Here is a 12,794-nt window from a genome sequence, read left to right as displayed (position 1 = left end):
ATACACAATAATCCGTTCCGCTGTCTGGCGGATCCGATCTCGCCGCGATTGCGAGGGATCGCAGGCCGTCCTAGCTTCGCGCCATGAGACGCCGCGCCAAACGAATCCTCCTGCTCTGCCTCGGCCTTGCCTTCATCGGCTATGCTGCCTTCGTCCTGTCGCCCTGGCCCTCGGCCCTGCTGACGCGCCTCGCCTTCGGCTACGGTGCCTCCAAGACAACGGCCGCGCTTGCGAACCACGTCCCCTTCGGCATTCGCGAGCAGCGCGATATCCGCTATGGCAGCACTGAAGACGAACGGCTGGACGTCTATCTACCGCCGGGCGGCCGTGTCGAAGCGGGGCGCCCAACCATCGTCTGGATCCATGGCGGCGCCTTCGTTGCCGGCGACCGCCAGGATGTCGCGCCCTATCTCCGGATTCTGGCCGGGCGCGGCTTCGCGACGGTCGCCATCGGCTATACCCGCGCTCCGACGGCGCGCTACCCGACGCCCGTCCTGCAGACGAACGCCGCGCTCGGCTTCCTGCAACGCGAGGGACAGCGCCTCGGCCTCGACCCCACACGCATCGTTCTGGCCGGGGATTCGGCCGGAGCGCATATCGCCTCCCAGCTCGCGGCCAGCCTGACCGGCAAGGACTATGCGGAGCTGCTCGGCCTGAAACCCGCCGTCGAGGCGGCAGCACTACGCGGCACGATCCTGTTCTGCGGCGCCTTCGATCCGACCGCTTTCGAGTTGACCGGCCCCTTCGGCGGCTTTGTCCGCTCCGTGCTTCTCGCCTATTTCGGCACGTCGAACCCGCTCGACAGCGAGCGCATCACCGAGGCCTCAGTACCGCGCTACGTTACGGAAACCTTCCCGCCGAGCTTCATCTCGGTCGGCAATGGCGATCCGCTGGCGCCGCAATCGGTGGTGATGGCGCAAGCCCTGCGCGACCGCGGCGTCAGGACCGACACCCTGTTCTTCCCGCCCGAGACCGAGCCGAAGCTGCCGCACGAATACCAGTTCGATCTCGGCCGCCCGGAAGGGAAGCAGGCGCTGGAGCGGCTCACGGCATTCCTGAACGGGCTGAAGAACTGACCTCCCGGATACGAGAACCATGCGCATCACGGTGAACGGGGTCCGCCTCTACGTCGATATCGAGGGCGCTGGGCTGGTCCCCGACGGGCCGCGGATGCGCGAGAAGCCGACGCTCGTCCTGCTTCATGGCGGGCCGGGTTTCGACCACAGCATGTACAAGCCCGCCTTCTCGGCTCTGAGCGACATCGTCCAGATCGTCTATGTCGATCATCGCGGCTGCGGCCGCAGCGAGAACGGCCCGACGGATCGCTGGACACTCGACCAATGGGGCGACGATGTCAGGTCGCTCTGCGATACGCTCGGCATCGAGAAGCCGATCGTCCTGGGAACCTCCTTCGGCGGCTTCGTGGCCCAGGCCTATGCGACCCGCCATCCCGGCCATGCCGCAAAGCTCATTCTGATCAGCACGGCTGCGAAATTCGATTTCCAGCAGGTCTACGAGGCCTTCGCGCGCCTCGGGGGCGCCGAGGCGGAACAGGCGGCCCGGAGCTATTGGTCAGCCCCCTCCGATGCGACCCGGGCGGTTTACAGCAAGGTCTGTGTTCCACTTTACGCACCTCGCAAGCAGACGGATGACGGAGCGTGGGTTGCGCGCGCCATCACGCGCAACGAAACCGGCGTCCACTTCAACGGCCCCGGCAACGAGCATGGCCGCTTCGACTTCAGGGATGCGCTTGCGAACGTGACCTGTCCGGTTCTCGTCATGGCCGGAGACAAGGACCCGATCACGCCGATTGCCTTCGGCGAAGCGATCGCGGCCAGCCTCCCACCTGAACGGGTCGACTTCCGACGCTTCGCCGGTTGCGGCCATGGAATCGTCGCCGACGATCAGGAAGGCGCCTTGCAGGCGATCCGCGATTTCATCCTCTCATAGGGCGAAGCCGGCGCTGCCTACAGCATCAACCTGAGCAGCGGCCGCCCCGGCTTCTGCCGGGCGACCTCGACGAAGCCCGCGCGGCGCAACACGCTTTCCGGCCCGACATAGAGCCCCTCAGTGCTGCGCTTGTCCTCATTATCCATGGCCGCGGCCTCGATCAGCCGCGCGCCATTCTCCCGCGCGAAAGCCACGGCACCGTCGAGCAGCGCGCCGGTGACGCCCCTGCCGCGAAAACCCTTGCGCACGAAGAAGCAGGAGGCCGCCCAGTTGCCGATGTCCTCTGCCGGCGCATCCGGCAGCGGCGTCGAGGCGCGGCGCGGGTTGTTCCATTCGGGGATATCGGCGCGCGGCCCGACCTGCAGCCAGCCGACGGGCTTGCCCTCGGCATAAGCGAGCACGCCGGGCGGCGGCCCCTTCCTCACCCGGTCCTCGAAAAGCTGCCGCGCCCCCTCGCCGAGCAACGGCTTGCGCAGCCGCTGCGGCATGCGAAAATGGTTGCACCAGCAGCCATAGCAGGGCCCCTGAGGGCCGAAGAGATCCTCCAGATCGCCCCAGCGCTCGGGCGTCAGGGGAACGACCGATACCTCGCTCGTGCCGGCCATGGCGTCTCCTTCGGCTGGTCCCCGTCTCAGCTTTCATCCGGACCCTAACCGGCCTCGATCTGGAAACTGACAGGAGATCGAAGCCGACAACGGCGGCTCAGGCCCTCACCAGGCAATCGCCTCGCCGGTATAGTCGCGGAAACTGTTGGTCTCAGCCATGCCCGAGGCGTCGATGGTGCGGATGAGGCCATTGGCGCTTTCGGCCGGGGTGATATCGGCGCCGCTGCCGCCCATGTCGGTCTGGACCCAGCCGGGGTGGAACAGCATGACGCTGATAGCGCGCTCGCGCACCGCATTGCCGAACACGACCATCGCCATGTTCACCGCCGATTTGGACGAGCGGTAGATCAGCGCATTGCCGGGATTGGCGCCGATCGATCCCATCCGGCTGGAGATCGTCGCGATCTTGCGGCCCTGCCCGGCCTCGACATGCGGCAGGAAGGCCTGCACCACCCGGATCGGCGCGTAGACATTGACCTCGAAAACCTCGCGCCAGGCGTCGAAATCGACATCGAGCCCGCTCTGCCGGTCGCGCGGGCCGTAGAGGCCGGCATTGTTCAGGAGCACATCGATCGGCTGCCCCGCGAGGGCTTCCTTCGCCGCGGCGACGCTGGCATCGGAGGTGACGTCGAGCTCGATCGGAATGAGCGCCGCCGGATGCTCGGCCGCAAGCTCGGCCAGCGCCCCGCCCCAGGGATTGCGCGCCGCCGCGATCACCCGATCGCCCCGGCGCAGCAACTCGATGGTGATGGCAAGTCCGATGCCGCGATTGGCGCCGGTGATCATCCAGGTCTGGGGCATGTCCGTCTCCATGGTCAGGAGACGGAGCTAAGGACGGTCCGCGCATTCTGACCAGAGGCACGAACGCTTACGCGTCATGCTCACCCTTGTGGCGAGCATCCATGTCTCGGACACCGGGTTCGATGACGGAAGACGTGGATGGTCGGGACAAGCCCGACCATGACGGCAAATCCGCCTCAGCCCTTCGCCTTGCCGTACCCGCCGGCCGTCGGCGTAATCACCGTCACGGCCTCGCCGGCCTGCAGCAGCGTCTGGTCGGAGGGCTTCAATTCCTCGACCGCTCCCGAGAGCCGGCGCACCAGCGTCCGGCCGAGTTCGCCGGCCTCACCGCCATCGACGCCGAAAGGGCGCACCCGGCGATGCGAGGCGAGGATCGCGCAATCCATCGTCTCGCGGAAGCGGATGGTGCGCGAGGTGCCGTCGCCGGCCGTCCACTCGCCCTTGCCGCCCGAGCCCTTGCGGATGTGGAAATCCTCCAGCACCACCGGAAAGCGGGTCTCCAGGATTTCCGGATCGGTCAGGCGCGAATTGGTCATGTGGACATGCACGCCGGACGTGCCGTTGAAGCCGGGACCGGCCGGCGAGCCCGAGCAGATCGTCTCGTAATACTGATACTGGTCGTTGCCGAAGGTCAGGTTGTTCATCGTGCCCTGCGAAGCGGACATCGCCTTGAGCGCCCCGAACAGCGTGTTCGTCACGGCTTGGCTGACCTCGACATTGCCCGCGACCACCGCAGCCGGATAGCGCGGCGCCAGCATCGAGCCCTCCGGCACGACGATCTTGATCGGGCGCAGGCAACCGGCGTTCATCGGGATCGCATCGTCGACCATGACACGGAAGACATAGAGCACGGCGGCGCGCGTCACCGGCGCCGGCGCGTTGAAATTGTCGGGGCGCTGCTCGGAGGTGCCGGTGAAATCGACCGTCGCCTCGCGCTTTGCGCGGTCAATGGTGATCTTCACCTTGATCGCGCAGCCCTGGTCCATCGGATAGGTGAATTCGGAATCGTGCAGCTTGGTGAGGAGCCGCGCCACGCTCTCGGCGGCGTTGTCCTGGACATGGCCCATATAGGCCTGCACGACATCGAGGCCGAAGGAGCCGATCATCTTCTTCAGCTCCGCCAGACCCTTCTCGTTGGCGGCGATCTGCGCCTTCAGGTCATTGACGTTCTGCACGACGTTGCGGACCGGGTAGCGCGCGCCGGTCAGGAGCTTGACCAGATCCTCCTCGCAGAAGCGGCCCTGATCGACGATCTTGAAATTGTCGATATAGACGCCCTCTTCCTCGATATTGGTCGCCAGCGGCGACATCGAGCCCGGCGCCGTGCCGCCGACATCGGCATGGTGGCCGCGGCTCGCCACCCAGAACAGGATGTCCCTGTCCTCGGGGTCGAAGACCGGGGTGCAAACCGTGATGTCAGGCAGGTGCGTACCGCCATTGTAGGGTGCGTTCAGGCAGTACACGTCACCCGGCTTGATCACCGGGTTGTTGGCGATCACCGTCTCGACCGAACGGTCCATCGAGCCCAGATGCACCGGCATATGCGGGGCATTGGCGACGAGCGCGCCGGTCTGGTCGAAGACCGCGCAGGAGAAGTCGAGCCGTTCCTTGATGTTCACCGAATAGGCGGTGTTCTGCAGCGTCACGCCCATCTGCTCGGCGATCGACATGAACAGGTTATTGAAGATCTCGAGCATCACCGGATCGGCCTTGGTACCGATCGCAGCCTGCTGGACCAGCGCCTTGACGCGAACGAGGACGAGATGATCGCGGGCCGTGAGCTTGGCGCTCCAGCCCTCCTCGACGACGACGGTCTGGTTCGGTTCGATGATGATCGCAGGGCCGGCCACGCTCTGGCCGGGCTTGATCGCCTCACGCCGCACGATCGCCGCATCGTGCCACTGGCCCTTGGCGAAGAAGCGGGTGCGCTCGGCGGCAATCGGCTCGCCGGCCTGCTCGCCAGCCGCGGCTTCCTCGAACTTCGCGCCGCCGCCGACGGCCTCGACCTCGACCGCCTCGACGACCAGCGCCTTGGTCTCGTCCATGAAGCCGAAGCGCGCCTTGTGCGCAGTCTGGAAGGCCGTCTGCATCTCGGCGCGCGTGCTGGCAGGGACCGCGATCGCGGTATCGGTGCCGGAATAGCGGATATGGGCGCGGGTATGGATCGCGATATCGCCCTCGGCCACACCCTGGCCGGCGACCTCGGCCTTTGCGTCGGCGGCAAGCTTCGCGGCAACCGCCTCGATCGCGGCCTTGGCCTCGCCGTCGAGCGCGACATCCAGCGCCGATGTCCGCGTCGAGCGGATTTCGGCGAGCCCCATTCCGTAGGCCGAGAGCAGGCCGGAGAACGGGTGCAGCAGCACCGTCTTGATGCCGAGCGCATCGGCCACGAGGCAGGCATGCTGCCCGCCGGCGCCCCCGAACGAATTCAGCGCATAGCGGGTGATGTCGTAGCCGCGCTGGACCGAAATCTTCTTGATCGCCTCGGCCATGTTGGCGACGGCGATCTGGATGAAGCCATCGGCGACCTCCTCAGGGCTGCGCCCGTCGCCGACCTCCGCCGCGAGGATCCCGAACTTGTTGCGGACGATGCCGACATCGAGCGGCTCGTCCTGCTTCGGCCCGAAGATCGCCGGGAAATAGGACGGGATCAGCTTGCCGACCATGACATTCGCGTCGGTCACCGCGAGCGGCCCGCCACGGCGATAGGCGGCCGGGCCGGGATTGGCGCCGGCCGAATCCGGCCCGACGCGGAAGCGCCTGCCATCAAAATGCAGGATCGAGCCACCGCCGGCCGCGACCGTATGGATCAGCATCATCGGCGCGCGCATGCGCACGCCGGCAACCTCGGTCTCGAAGGCGCGCTCATACTCGCCGTCGAAATGGGCGACGTCGGTCGAGGTGCCGCCCATGTCGAAGCCGATCACCTTGTCGAAGCCGGCCGAGCGGCCGGTCTCGGCGAGGCCGACGACGCCGCCGGCCGGGCCGGACAGGATCGCATCCTTGCCCTGGAACAATTCGGCGGCGGTGAGGCCGCCCGAAGACATCATGAACATCAGGCGCGCGCCGGTGCGGGCGACGTCGAGTTCTTCCGATACCTGCTGCACATAGCGGCGCAGGATGGGCGAGAGATAGGCATCGACCACGGCGGTATCGCCGCGCCCGACCAGCTTCACCAGCGGCGAGACCTCGTGGCTGACCGAAACCTGCGGGAAGCCGATATCGCGGGCGATCCGGGCCGCCACCTGCTCATGTGCGGTGTAGCGATAGCCGTGCATGAAGACGATCGCGATGGCGCGGAAACCGGCATCGTATTGTGCCTGCAAGGCGTTGCGGATCGCCGCCTCGTCGGGCGCGCGCTCGACCGTGCCGTCGGCCAGCACGCGCTCCTCGATCTCCTCGACCGCTTCGTACAACGCCTCGGGCAGGATGATCTGCTTGGCGAAGATGTCGGGCCGCGCCTGGTAGCCGATGCGCAGCGCATCGCGGAAACCCTTGGTCGTCACCAGCAGCGTGCGGTCGCCCTTGCGCTCCAGCAGCGCGTTGGTCGCGACCGTCGTGCCCATGCGCACCTCGCCGATGGTCCCCGTGGGGATCGGCTCGCCCGCCTTCAGCCCGAGATGCTCGCGGATGCCCTGCACGGCAGCGTCGCGATAGGCGCCGGGATTCTCGGAGAGCATCTTCCTGGCATGGAGATTGCCCGCCGGGTCGCGGCCGATCACGTCGGTGAAGGTGCCGCCGCGATCGATCCAGAAGTCCCAATGAGCCGCCGACATAGACCCTCTCCCCCTTGGACAAGCCGGGATCGCCCGACACTGACAAATCATCGATAAATCGTCGATGAGTTATTGACAAGGCGATTCTGCCGGCTACGATCCCGATTGTGGCTGGAACATGGCTGAGGGGCCGGGCCGGCGCGAAAGCGGAGGATGCGACAATGCGAGCAATCCTGGCAACCGAGCGCGCCTGCGCTCCCATCCCGTGGGAGCGCCTTCGATGATCCGTCGCGCACTCGACATCCTCTATCTCGCCGCCGGCTATATCGCCGGGCTGTGCCTGATCGTGATCTTCATCCTGATGATGCTTCTTTCGGTCGGGCGCGAGATCAACTTCAACGTGCCGTCCGGCGACGATTTCGCTGGCTGGGCCTTCGCCGCCATGGCCTTCTTCGGCCTGGCCCACACCTTCAAGAAGGGTGAGATGATCAGGGTTGGGCTGCTGATCGAGCGCCTTGACGGACCTGTGAAGAGGGCCGCAGAGCTTTTCGCCCTCACCGTCGCCGCGCTCTTCATAGGCTATTTCACCTGGCAGACCGGGAAACTGGCCTATGATTCCTGGCAGTATTTCGACATGTCCACGGGCGTGGTCTCGGTGCCGCTCTGGATCCCGCAGCTCTCCCTCGCGCTTGGGCTGGGAACGCTTCTGATCGCGATCGTCGACGAATTCGTCATCGTCCTGCGAACGGGCCGACCGACCTACGAACCGGAGCCGCCGAAATCGGTCGAGGAACTGGTCGAGCGAGTCGCCCAGGGCGGAGGCGTCTGATCATGAGTCTGCCTGTCCTCTCGCTCGTCCTGCTCGGCTTCCTCGTCCTCGTCCTCGGCTCCGGCATCTGGATTTCCGTCGGCCTCGGCCTCGTCGGGCTGCTCGCCATGTGGCTCGTCACCGACGTGCCGATCGGCCAGGTGCTCGCGACTACGGTCTGGAGTTCCGCTAGCAGCTGGACGCTGACTGCCTTGCCGCTCTTCATCTGGATGGGCGAAATTCTGTTCCGGACACGCCTGTCCGAGCAGATGTTCCTGGGGCTCTCGCCGTGGCTGCAATGGCTGCCCGGCCGGCTCATCCATACCAATATCGTCGGCTGCGGCATCTTCGCCGCGGTGTCGGGCTCCTCTGCCGCGACGGTCGCGACGATCGGCAAGATCTCGCTGCCGGAGCTTCAGAAGCGTGGCTATGACGAGAAGCTGAGCCTCGGCACGCTTGCCGGCTCCGGCACGCTCGGCCTGCTGATCCCGCCCTCGATCCCTATGGTCGTCTACGCGGTGACCGCGAACGTCTCCGTGCTTCAGGTCTTCCTTGGCGGCTTCCTGCCAGGCCTGCTCGTGATGGCGCTCTATATGGGCTACGTCATCATCTGGTCGCTGCTCAACCCGGACAAGACGCCCCCGCGCGACCCCTCGATGCCGTTCATGGAGAAGCTGCGGCAATCCATGAAGCTGCTACCCTGCCTCGTGCTGATCGCGGCGGTCTTCCTGGCGCTCATCCTAGGCTTCGCCACCGCGACCGAATGCGCCGCCTGGGGCGTCTCCGGTGCGCTGTTCCTGGCCTGGTGGAGCGGCACACTGACCTGGAAGACGCTCTTCGAGAGCATCATGAGCGCCACCCGGCTGACCTGCATGATCATGTTGATCCTGGCGGGCGCCGCGTTCTGCACGGCGGCGATGGCCTATACCGGCATCCCGGCCGCGCTGGCCGAGTGGGTCAAGGGGCAGCAACTCTCGACGCATATGCTCGTGCTGGCGCTGACCTGCATGTACATCATCCTCGGCTGCCTGATCGACGGCATCTCGATGATCGTGCTCACCGCCGTCATCGTCCTGCCGATGGTCAAGGAAGCGGGCTTCGACCTCGTCTGGTTCGGCGTCTACCTCGTCATCCATGTCGAGATGGCGCAGATCACGCCGCCGGTTGGCTTCAACCTGTTCGTGCTGCAGAACATGAGCGGCAAGGACACCTGGACAATTGCGAAAGCAGCATTTCCGTTCTTCATTCTGCTGAACATCGCCGTCCTCATCATCACGACCTTCCCGCAGATCGTGCTCTACCTGCCGAAGCTCGCCTTCCCGGACTGATCCTCGGCCCCATCACCACAAGCAAGAGAGAGGGAATGACATGATCAACCGCAGACATATCACGACCGCCGCCTTCGCCTTCGGCGCCAGCGCGCTGGCCTTCGCCATGCCGGCCTCGGCTCAGACCAAATGGAACCTGCCGGCCGCTTATCCGGGCGACAACCCGCACAGCGAAAATCTCGTGCTCTTCGCCAAGGACGTCGAGGCCGCGACATCGGGCAAGCTTCAGATCACCGTCCACCCCGGCGCCTCGCTGTTCAAGGCGCCCGAGATCAAGCGCGCCGTCGCGTCCGGCCAGGCCCAGATGGGCGAGGTCCTGATATCGCTGCACGAGAACGAGGATCCGATCTTCGGCATCGACGTCGTGCCCTTCCTGGCGACCTCCTTCGCCGATTCCCGCAAGCTCTACACGGCCTCGAAGGCCGCAATCGAGAAGAAGCTCGACGCTCAGGGCATCAAGCTCCTCTTCATGGTCCCCTGGGCACCGCAGGGCGTCTACGCCAAGAAGGACATCAACACGATCGAAGACATGAAGGGGCTGAAATGGCGCTCCTACAATGTCGGCACGGCCCGCCTCGGCGAATTGCTCGGCATGCAGTCGGTCACGATCCAGGCCGCGGAACTGCCGCAGGCTCTGGCGACGGGCGTGGTCAATTCCTTCATGTCGTCGGGCGGCACGGGCTACGATTCCAAGGCATGGGAATCGCTGAGCCATTTCTATGACGTCCAGGCCTGGATCCCGAAGGACGCCACCTTCGTCAACAAGGCCGCCTTCAACGCCCTCGACAAGGCGACGCAGGACGCGATCCTCAAGGCCGCCGCCACCGCCGAGGAGCGCGGCTGGAAGATGTGGCAGGAGAAGGCCGGCTGGTATCTCGACCAGCTCAAGGCCAAGGGCATGAAGGTGCAGGCGCCTTCGCCCGCGCTGGCTGCCGGCTTCAAGAAGGCCGGCGAGCAGCTCACCGCCGACTGGCTGAAGAAGGCCGGCGCCGAAGGCCAGGCCATCGTCGACGCCTACAAGAAGATGTAAGGCGTCGGCGTCGCCACAAGGCCCATCAACATCACGGTCATCCCGGATCGGCGCCGCTGACGCGGCCTGTCCGGGATGACCCAGTGCTTCTGTATCCAGGATAATCGAGCGCGATGACCTCCCCGTCCCCCGACGACCTCGGTCCGATCGTCTCCTCCGGCCATCTCGCCTCGGGAGCCCTGCCGGCTCTGTCGGAGTTCGAATTCGCGCTGAGCATGACCGTGCACGCCTTCCAGCGCTGGATGGTCCGCTGCATGGCGGCGGCCGGCATCGCCGATCTTTCGCCGCTCGACGTGCTCGTGCTGCACAACGTCAATCACCGCGGCAAGGCCAAGCGCCTCGCCGATATCTGCCTCGTCCTCAATATCGAGGACACGCATCTGGTGAACTATTCGCTGAAGAAGCTCGAACGGCTGAAGCTGCTCAAGGGCGGTCGCAAGGGCAAGGAGAAGACCGTCGAGGTCACAGCGGCCGGCGAGGAAGCCTGCCGGCGTTATGCCCAGATCCGCGAGCAGCTCCTGGTCAAATCCGTCCGCGCAGCCGGCGCCGACCCGGCCCGTCTCTCCGAGATCGCCGCCGCGATGCGCTCGCTCTCCGGCCAGTACGACCAGGCGGCGCGCGCGGCGGCGAGCCTCTGATCAGCCCTGTCCCGGCTCGGGCAGGCCCGCATAGCGTGCGGCATAGTCCGCATCGAGCGCCACGAAACGCGACCAGAATCCGCGCCGCGATGCGCCCGTGAGCAGGTCCTCGAGCAGGCCCAGATGCATGTGCCAGCCGCCGGAGACGCTGGTCATCTCCGCCTTGCTGGGCAGCTTGCGATGCGTCAGCACCAGCAGGACCTTCTCGCCCTTCGGCACGAGCTCGAACTCGACCTCGGATTCCGGCTCCGCGCCACCGCCCCAGGTGAAGGCGATGATCCGCGGCGCCTCATAGCGGGTGATCGTCCCGGTCGAGCGCACGCCGCGCTCGTGCACCTTGCGGTAGGCTTCCGGCGGCGCCTCGTCGGTGATCTCGGAGTGCTTGAACAGCATCTCCGTATGGCCACCGACCCTGAGGTCGAACACGCCCGAGGCCAGCCATTGCCCGCGCTTCTCCGACTCGGTGAGATAGGACCAGACCCGTTCCACGGGCCCCGGCAGCAGGCGCTCGAAGCGCACCGCGCCACTTTCCAGCACGACGCCATATTCGTTCATCGGATATCTCCCTCGCCCTGCTCGGGCTTCGTAAGTTCCTGTTCCAGGATATCGAGATGGCGTCCCCAGAAGCGCCGGACCTTGCTGAGCCAGGCGTCGAACGCCTCGAGCCCGGCCGGATCGAGCCGGTAGATCCGTTGCTGCCCCCGGACCTCCACCGTCACCAGGCCTGCCTCGCGCAGCACCTTGAGATGCTGCGAGATCGCCGGGGCGCTGGCGCTGAATGCGGCACCGACCTCTCCCGCCGATAGCGGCCGCTCGCCCAGCATTTCGACGATGCTGCGGCGTGTCGGGTCGGCAAGGGCGGCGAAGCGATCCATGGCCCATAATTTTGCCATTCACTTAATTAAGTCAACACTTAATATTAGGAGGTCATGGCGGCATGCGGAAACGCGGATTGCCAGGCGCCCCGGACTCCGCCAGTGGTGGCGCGCCTTTGGAAGCCTTTCGCCTGACATGACCACCCGCAACGCCTCGCTCGCCGGCATCGCCATGATGGTGCTCGGCATCCTGCTGTTCTCGCTCAACGACGTGATGGGCAAATGGCTGGTCGCCACCTACACGGTCGGCCAGCTTCTGGTGGTGCGCAGCCTGGCGGCGCTCACCGTCATCCTGCCCTTCGTCTTCAAGCAGGGCGTGCAGCGGACATTGCGACCGGAGCGTCCCGGACTGCAGGCCCTGCGCGTGCTGTTCTCGTCGGGCGAGGTCGCGCTGTTCTATCTTGCAGTGACCTATCTGCCGCTCGCCGATGCGATGACGATCTGGCTGGCTGCGCCGGTCTGGGTCGTGATCCTTGCCGCGCTCGTGCTTGGCGAGCGCATCGACGGCCGGCGCTGGCTCGCCCTCGCGCTGGGCTTCGCCGGCGTCGCGGTCTCGCTGAATCCGGGTGGCGCCAGCTTCTCCATGCCGGCCTTGATCGCCGTGCTCGGCAGCTTCTTCTTCGCCGCGATGATGATCGCCGGCCGCCAGTTGCGCGGCACGCCGGACGTCACGCTGGTCACCTGGCAGACGCTCGGCGCGCTCCTGATGGGGCTGGCGCTCCTGCCCTTCGGCTGGGTGACGCCGAGCCTGAAGGACACCGCGCTGCTCGGCCTGCTCGGCATCGTCGCGATGGGCGCGCATATCTGCGTCACCCGTTCGCTCAAGCTGGCGGAAGCCTCGGTCGTGGTACCCTATCAGTACACGCTGATCGTCTGGGCGCTGGTCTTCGGCTGGTTCATCTTCGGCGACTGGCCGACCCCGGCCATGCTCTGCGGCGCGGCCCTGATCGTGGCGGCGGGCCTCGTCCTGCTCATCCTCGAACGCAAGGCCGCCCCGGCGCCGGCGGTGCTCGAAGCGACCGGAGCCGGCGCGCCCTGACGGC

Annotated in this window: 12 protein-coding genes; 7 read left to right on the top strand and 5 right to left on the bottom strand. The window is 66.1% G+C overall.

Annotated features, from left to right (window positions below):
- The first annotated feature begins 83 nt into the window (after nucleotides 1-83).
- Both ACODTJ_RS04315 and ACODTJ_RS04310 read left to right on the top strand, forming a co-directional pair.
- Nucleotides 84-1,076, top strand: coding sequence for an alpha/beta hydrolase (locus ACODTJ_RS04315; RefSeq protein ID WP_454655987.1), 993 nt, complete (start codon nucleotides 84-86; stop codon nucleotides 1,074-1,076).
- A gap of 19 nt (nucleotides 1,077-1,095) precedes the next feature.
- Nucleotides 1,096-1,950, top strand: coding sequence for an alpha/beta fold hydrolase (locus ACODTJ_RS04310; RefSeq protein ID WP_454655986.1), 855 nt, complete (start codon nucleotides 1,096-1,098; stop codon nucleotides 1,948-1,950).
- A gap of 17 nt (nucleotides 1,951-1,967) precedes the next feature.
- On the opposite strand, the gene ACODTJ_RS04305 is transcribed toward ACODTJ_RS04310, so the two are convergent.
- The 3 genes from ACODTJ_RS04305 to ACODTJ_RS04295 all read right to left on the bottom strand — a co-directional run bounded on the left by ACODTJ_RS04305 (nucleotide 1,968) and on the right by ACODTJ_RS04295 (nucleotide 7,132).
- Nucleotides 1,968-2,555 (bottom strand): GNAT family N-acetyltransferase, encoded by a 588-nt coding sequence (locus ACODTJ_RS04305; protein ID WP_454655985.1) that lies wholly within the window; start codon nucleotides 2,553-2,555, stop codon nucleotides 1,968-1,970.
- 105 nt (nucleotides 2,556-2,660) lie between these two features.
- Complete coding sequence (locus ACODTJ_RS04300) at nucleotides 2,661-3,356, bottom strand: SDR family oxidoreductase (protein ID WP_454655984.1); 696 nt, start codon at nucleotides 3,354-3,356, stop codon at nucleotides 2,661-2,663.
- A gap of 176 nt (nucleotides 3,357-3,532) precedes the next feature.
- Entirely contained in the window at nucleotides 3,533-7,132 is a 3,600-nt protein-coding gene (locus tag ACODTJ_RS04295) for a hydantoinase B/oxoprolinase family protein (protein WP_488847667.1), read from the bottom strand.
- A gap of 220 nt (nucleotides 7,133-7,352) precedes the next feature.
- On the opposite strand from ACODTJ_RS04295, the gene ACODTJ_RS04290 reads away from it, so the two are divergent.
- The 4 genes from ACODTJ_RS04290 (at nucleotide 7,353) to ACODTJ_RS04275 (ending at nucleotide 10,876) form a co-directional block, all read left to right on the top strand.
- On the top strand, nucleotides 7,353-7,901 hold the full coding sequence (locus ACODTJ_RS04290; protein ID WP_454655982.1) for a TRAP transporter small permease: 549 nt from the start codon (nucleotides 7,353-7,355) through the stop codon (nucleotides 7,899-7,901).
- A gap of 2 nt (nucleotides 7,902-7,903) precedes the next feature.
- Entirely contained in the window at nucleotides 7,904-9,208 is a 1,305-nt protein-coding gene (locus ACODTJ_RS04285) for a TRAP transporter large permease (RefSeq protein ID WP_454655981.1), read from the top strand.
- 40 nt (nucleotides 9,209-9,248) lie between these two features.
- A complete protein-coding gene (locus tag ACODTJ_RS04280; RefSeq protein WP_488847662.1) occupies nucleotides 9,249-10,238 on the top strand; it encodes a TRAP transporter substrate-binding protein in 990 nt (329 codons plus the stop codon).
- A gap of 113 nt (nucleotides 10,239-10,351) precedes the next feature.
- Nucleotides 10,352-10,876 (top strand): winged helix DNA-binding protein, encoded by a 525-nt coding sequence (locus ACODTJ_RS04275; RefSeq protein ID WP_454655979.1) that lies wholly within the window; start codon nucleotides 10,352-10,354, stop codon nucleotides 10,874-10,876.
- Here ACODTJ_RS04275 and ACODTJ_RS04270 read toward each other — a convergent pair whose 3' ends face one another.
- On the bottom strand, nucleotides 10,877-11,431 hold the full coding sequence (locus tag ACODTJ_RS04270; protein ID WP_454655978.1) for an SRPBCC family protein: 555 nt from the start codon (nucleotides 11,429-11,431) through the stop codon (nucleotides 10,877-10,879).
- On the bottom strand, nucleotides 11,428-11,751 hold the full coding sequence (locus ACODTJ_RS04265) for an ArsR/SmtB family transcription factor (protein WP_454655977.1): 324 nt from the start codon (nucleotides 11,749-11,751) through the stop codon (nucleotides 11,428-11,430). The genes ACODTJ_RS04270 and ACODTJ_RS04265 overlap by 4 nt, the downstream gene beginning before the upstream one ends.
- A gap of 136 nt (nucleotides 11,752-11,887) precedes the next feature.
- Here ACODTJ_RS04265 and ACODTJ_RS04260 point away from each other — a divergent pair, with 136 nt between their 5' ends.
- Complete coding sequence (locus ACODTJ_RS04260; protein ID WP_454655976.1) at nucleotides 11,888-12,790, top strand: DMT family transporter; 903 nt, start codon at nucleotides 11,888-11,890, stop codon at nucleotides 12,788-12,790.
- Nucleotides 12,791-12,794 lie beyond the last annotated feature (4 nt).

The sequence above is a fragment of the Allobosea sp. FG18 genome, assembly GCF_057809495.1.
Note: the sequence above shows the minus strand (reverse complement) of the source record. Positions and strands in the feature narration are given on the sequence as shown.

Coding starts and splice junctions, on each gene's coding strand:
- ACODTJ_RS04315 (WP_454655987.1), top strand. CDS start 84: ATGAGACGCCGCGCCAAACGAATCCTCCTGCTCTGCCTCGGCCTTGCC.
- ACODTJ_RS04310 (WP_454655986.1), top strand. CDS start 1,096: ATGCGCATCACGGTGAACGGGGTCCGCCTCTACGTCGATATCGAGGGC.
- ACODTJ_RS04305 (WP_454655985.1), bottom strand. CDS start 2,555: ATGGCCGGCACGAGCGAGGTATCGGTCGTTCCCCTGACGCCCGAGCGC.
- ACODTJ_RS04300 (WP_454655984.1), bottom strand. CDS start 3,356: ATGCCCCAGACCTGGATGATCACCGGCGCCAATCGCGGCATCGGACTT.
- ACODTJ_RS04295 (WP_488847667.1), bottom strand. CDS start 7,132: ATGTCGGCGGCTCATTGGGACTTCTGGATCGATCGCGGCGGCACCTTC.
- ACODTJ_RS04290 (WP_454655982.1), top strand. CDS start 7,353: ATGATCCGTCGCGCACTCGACATCCTCTATCTCGCCGCCGGCTATATC.
- ACODTJ_RS04285 (WP_454655981.1), top strand. CDS start 7,904: ATGAGTCTGCCTGTCCTCTCGCTCGTCCTGCTCGGCTTCCTCGTCCTC.
- ACODTJ_RS04280 (WP_488847662.1), top strand. CDS start 9,249: ATGATCAACCGCAGACATATCACGACCGCCGCCTTCGCCTTCGGCGCC.
- ACODTJ_RS04275 (WP_454655979.1), top strand. CDS start 10,352: ATGACCTCCCCGTCCCCCGACGACCTCGGTCCGATCGTCTCCTCCGGC.
- ACODTJ_RS04270 (WP_454655978.1), bottom strand. CDS start 11,431: ATGAACGAATATGGCGTCGTGCTGGAAAGTGGCGCGGTGCGCTTCGAG.
- ACODTJ_RS04265 (WP_454655977.1), bottom strand. CDS start 11,751: ATGGATCGCTTCGCCGCCCTTGCCGACCCGACACGCCGCAGCATCGTC.
- ACODTJ_RS04260 (WP_454655976.1), top strand. CDS start 11,888: ATGACCACCCGCAACGCCTCGCTCGCCGGCATCGCCATGATGGTGCTC.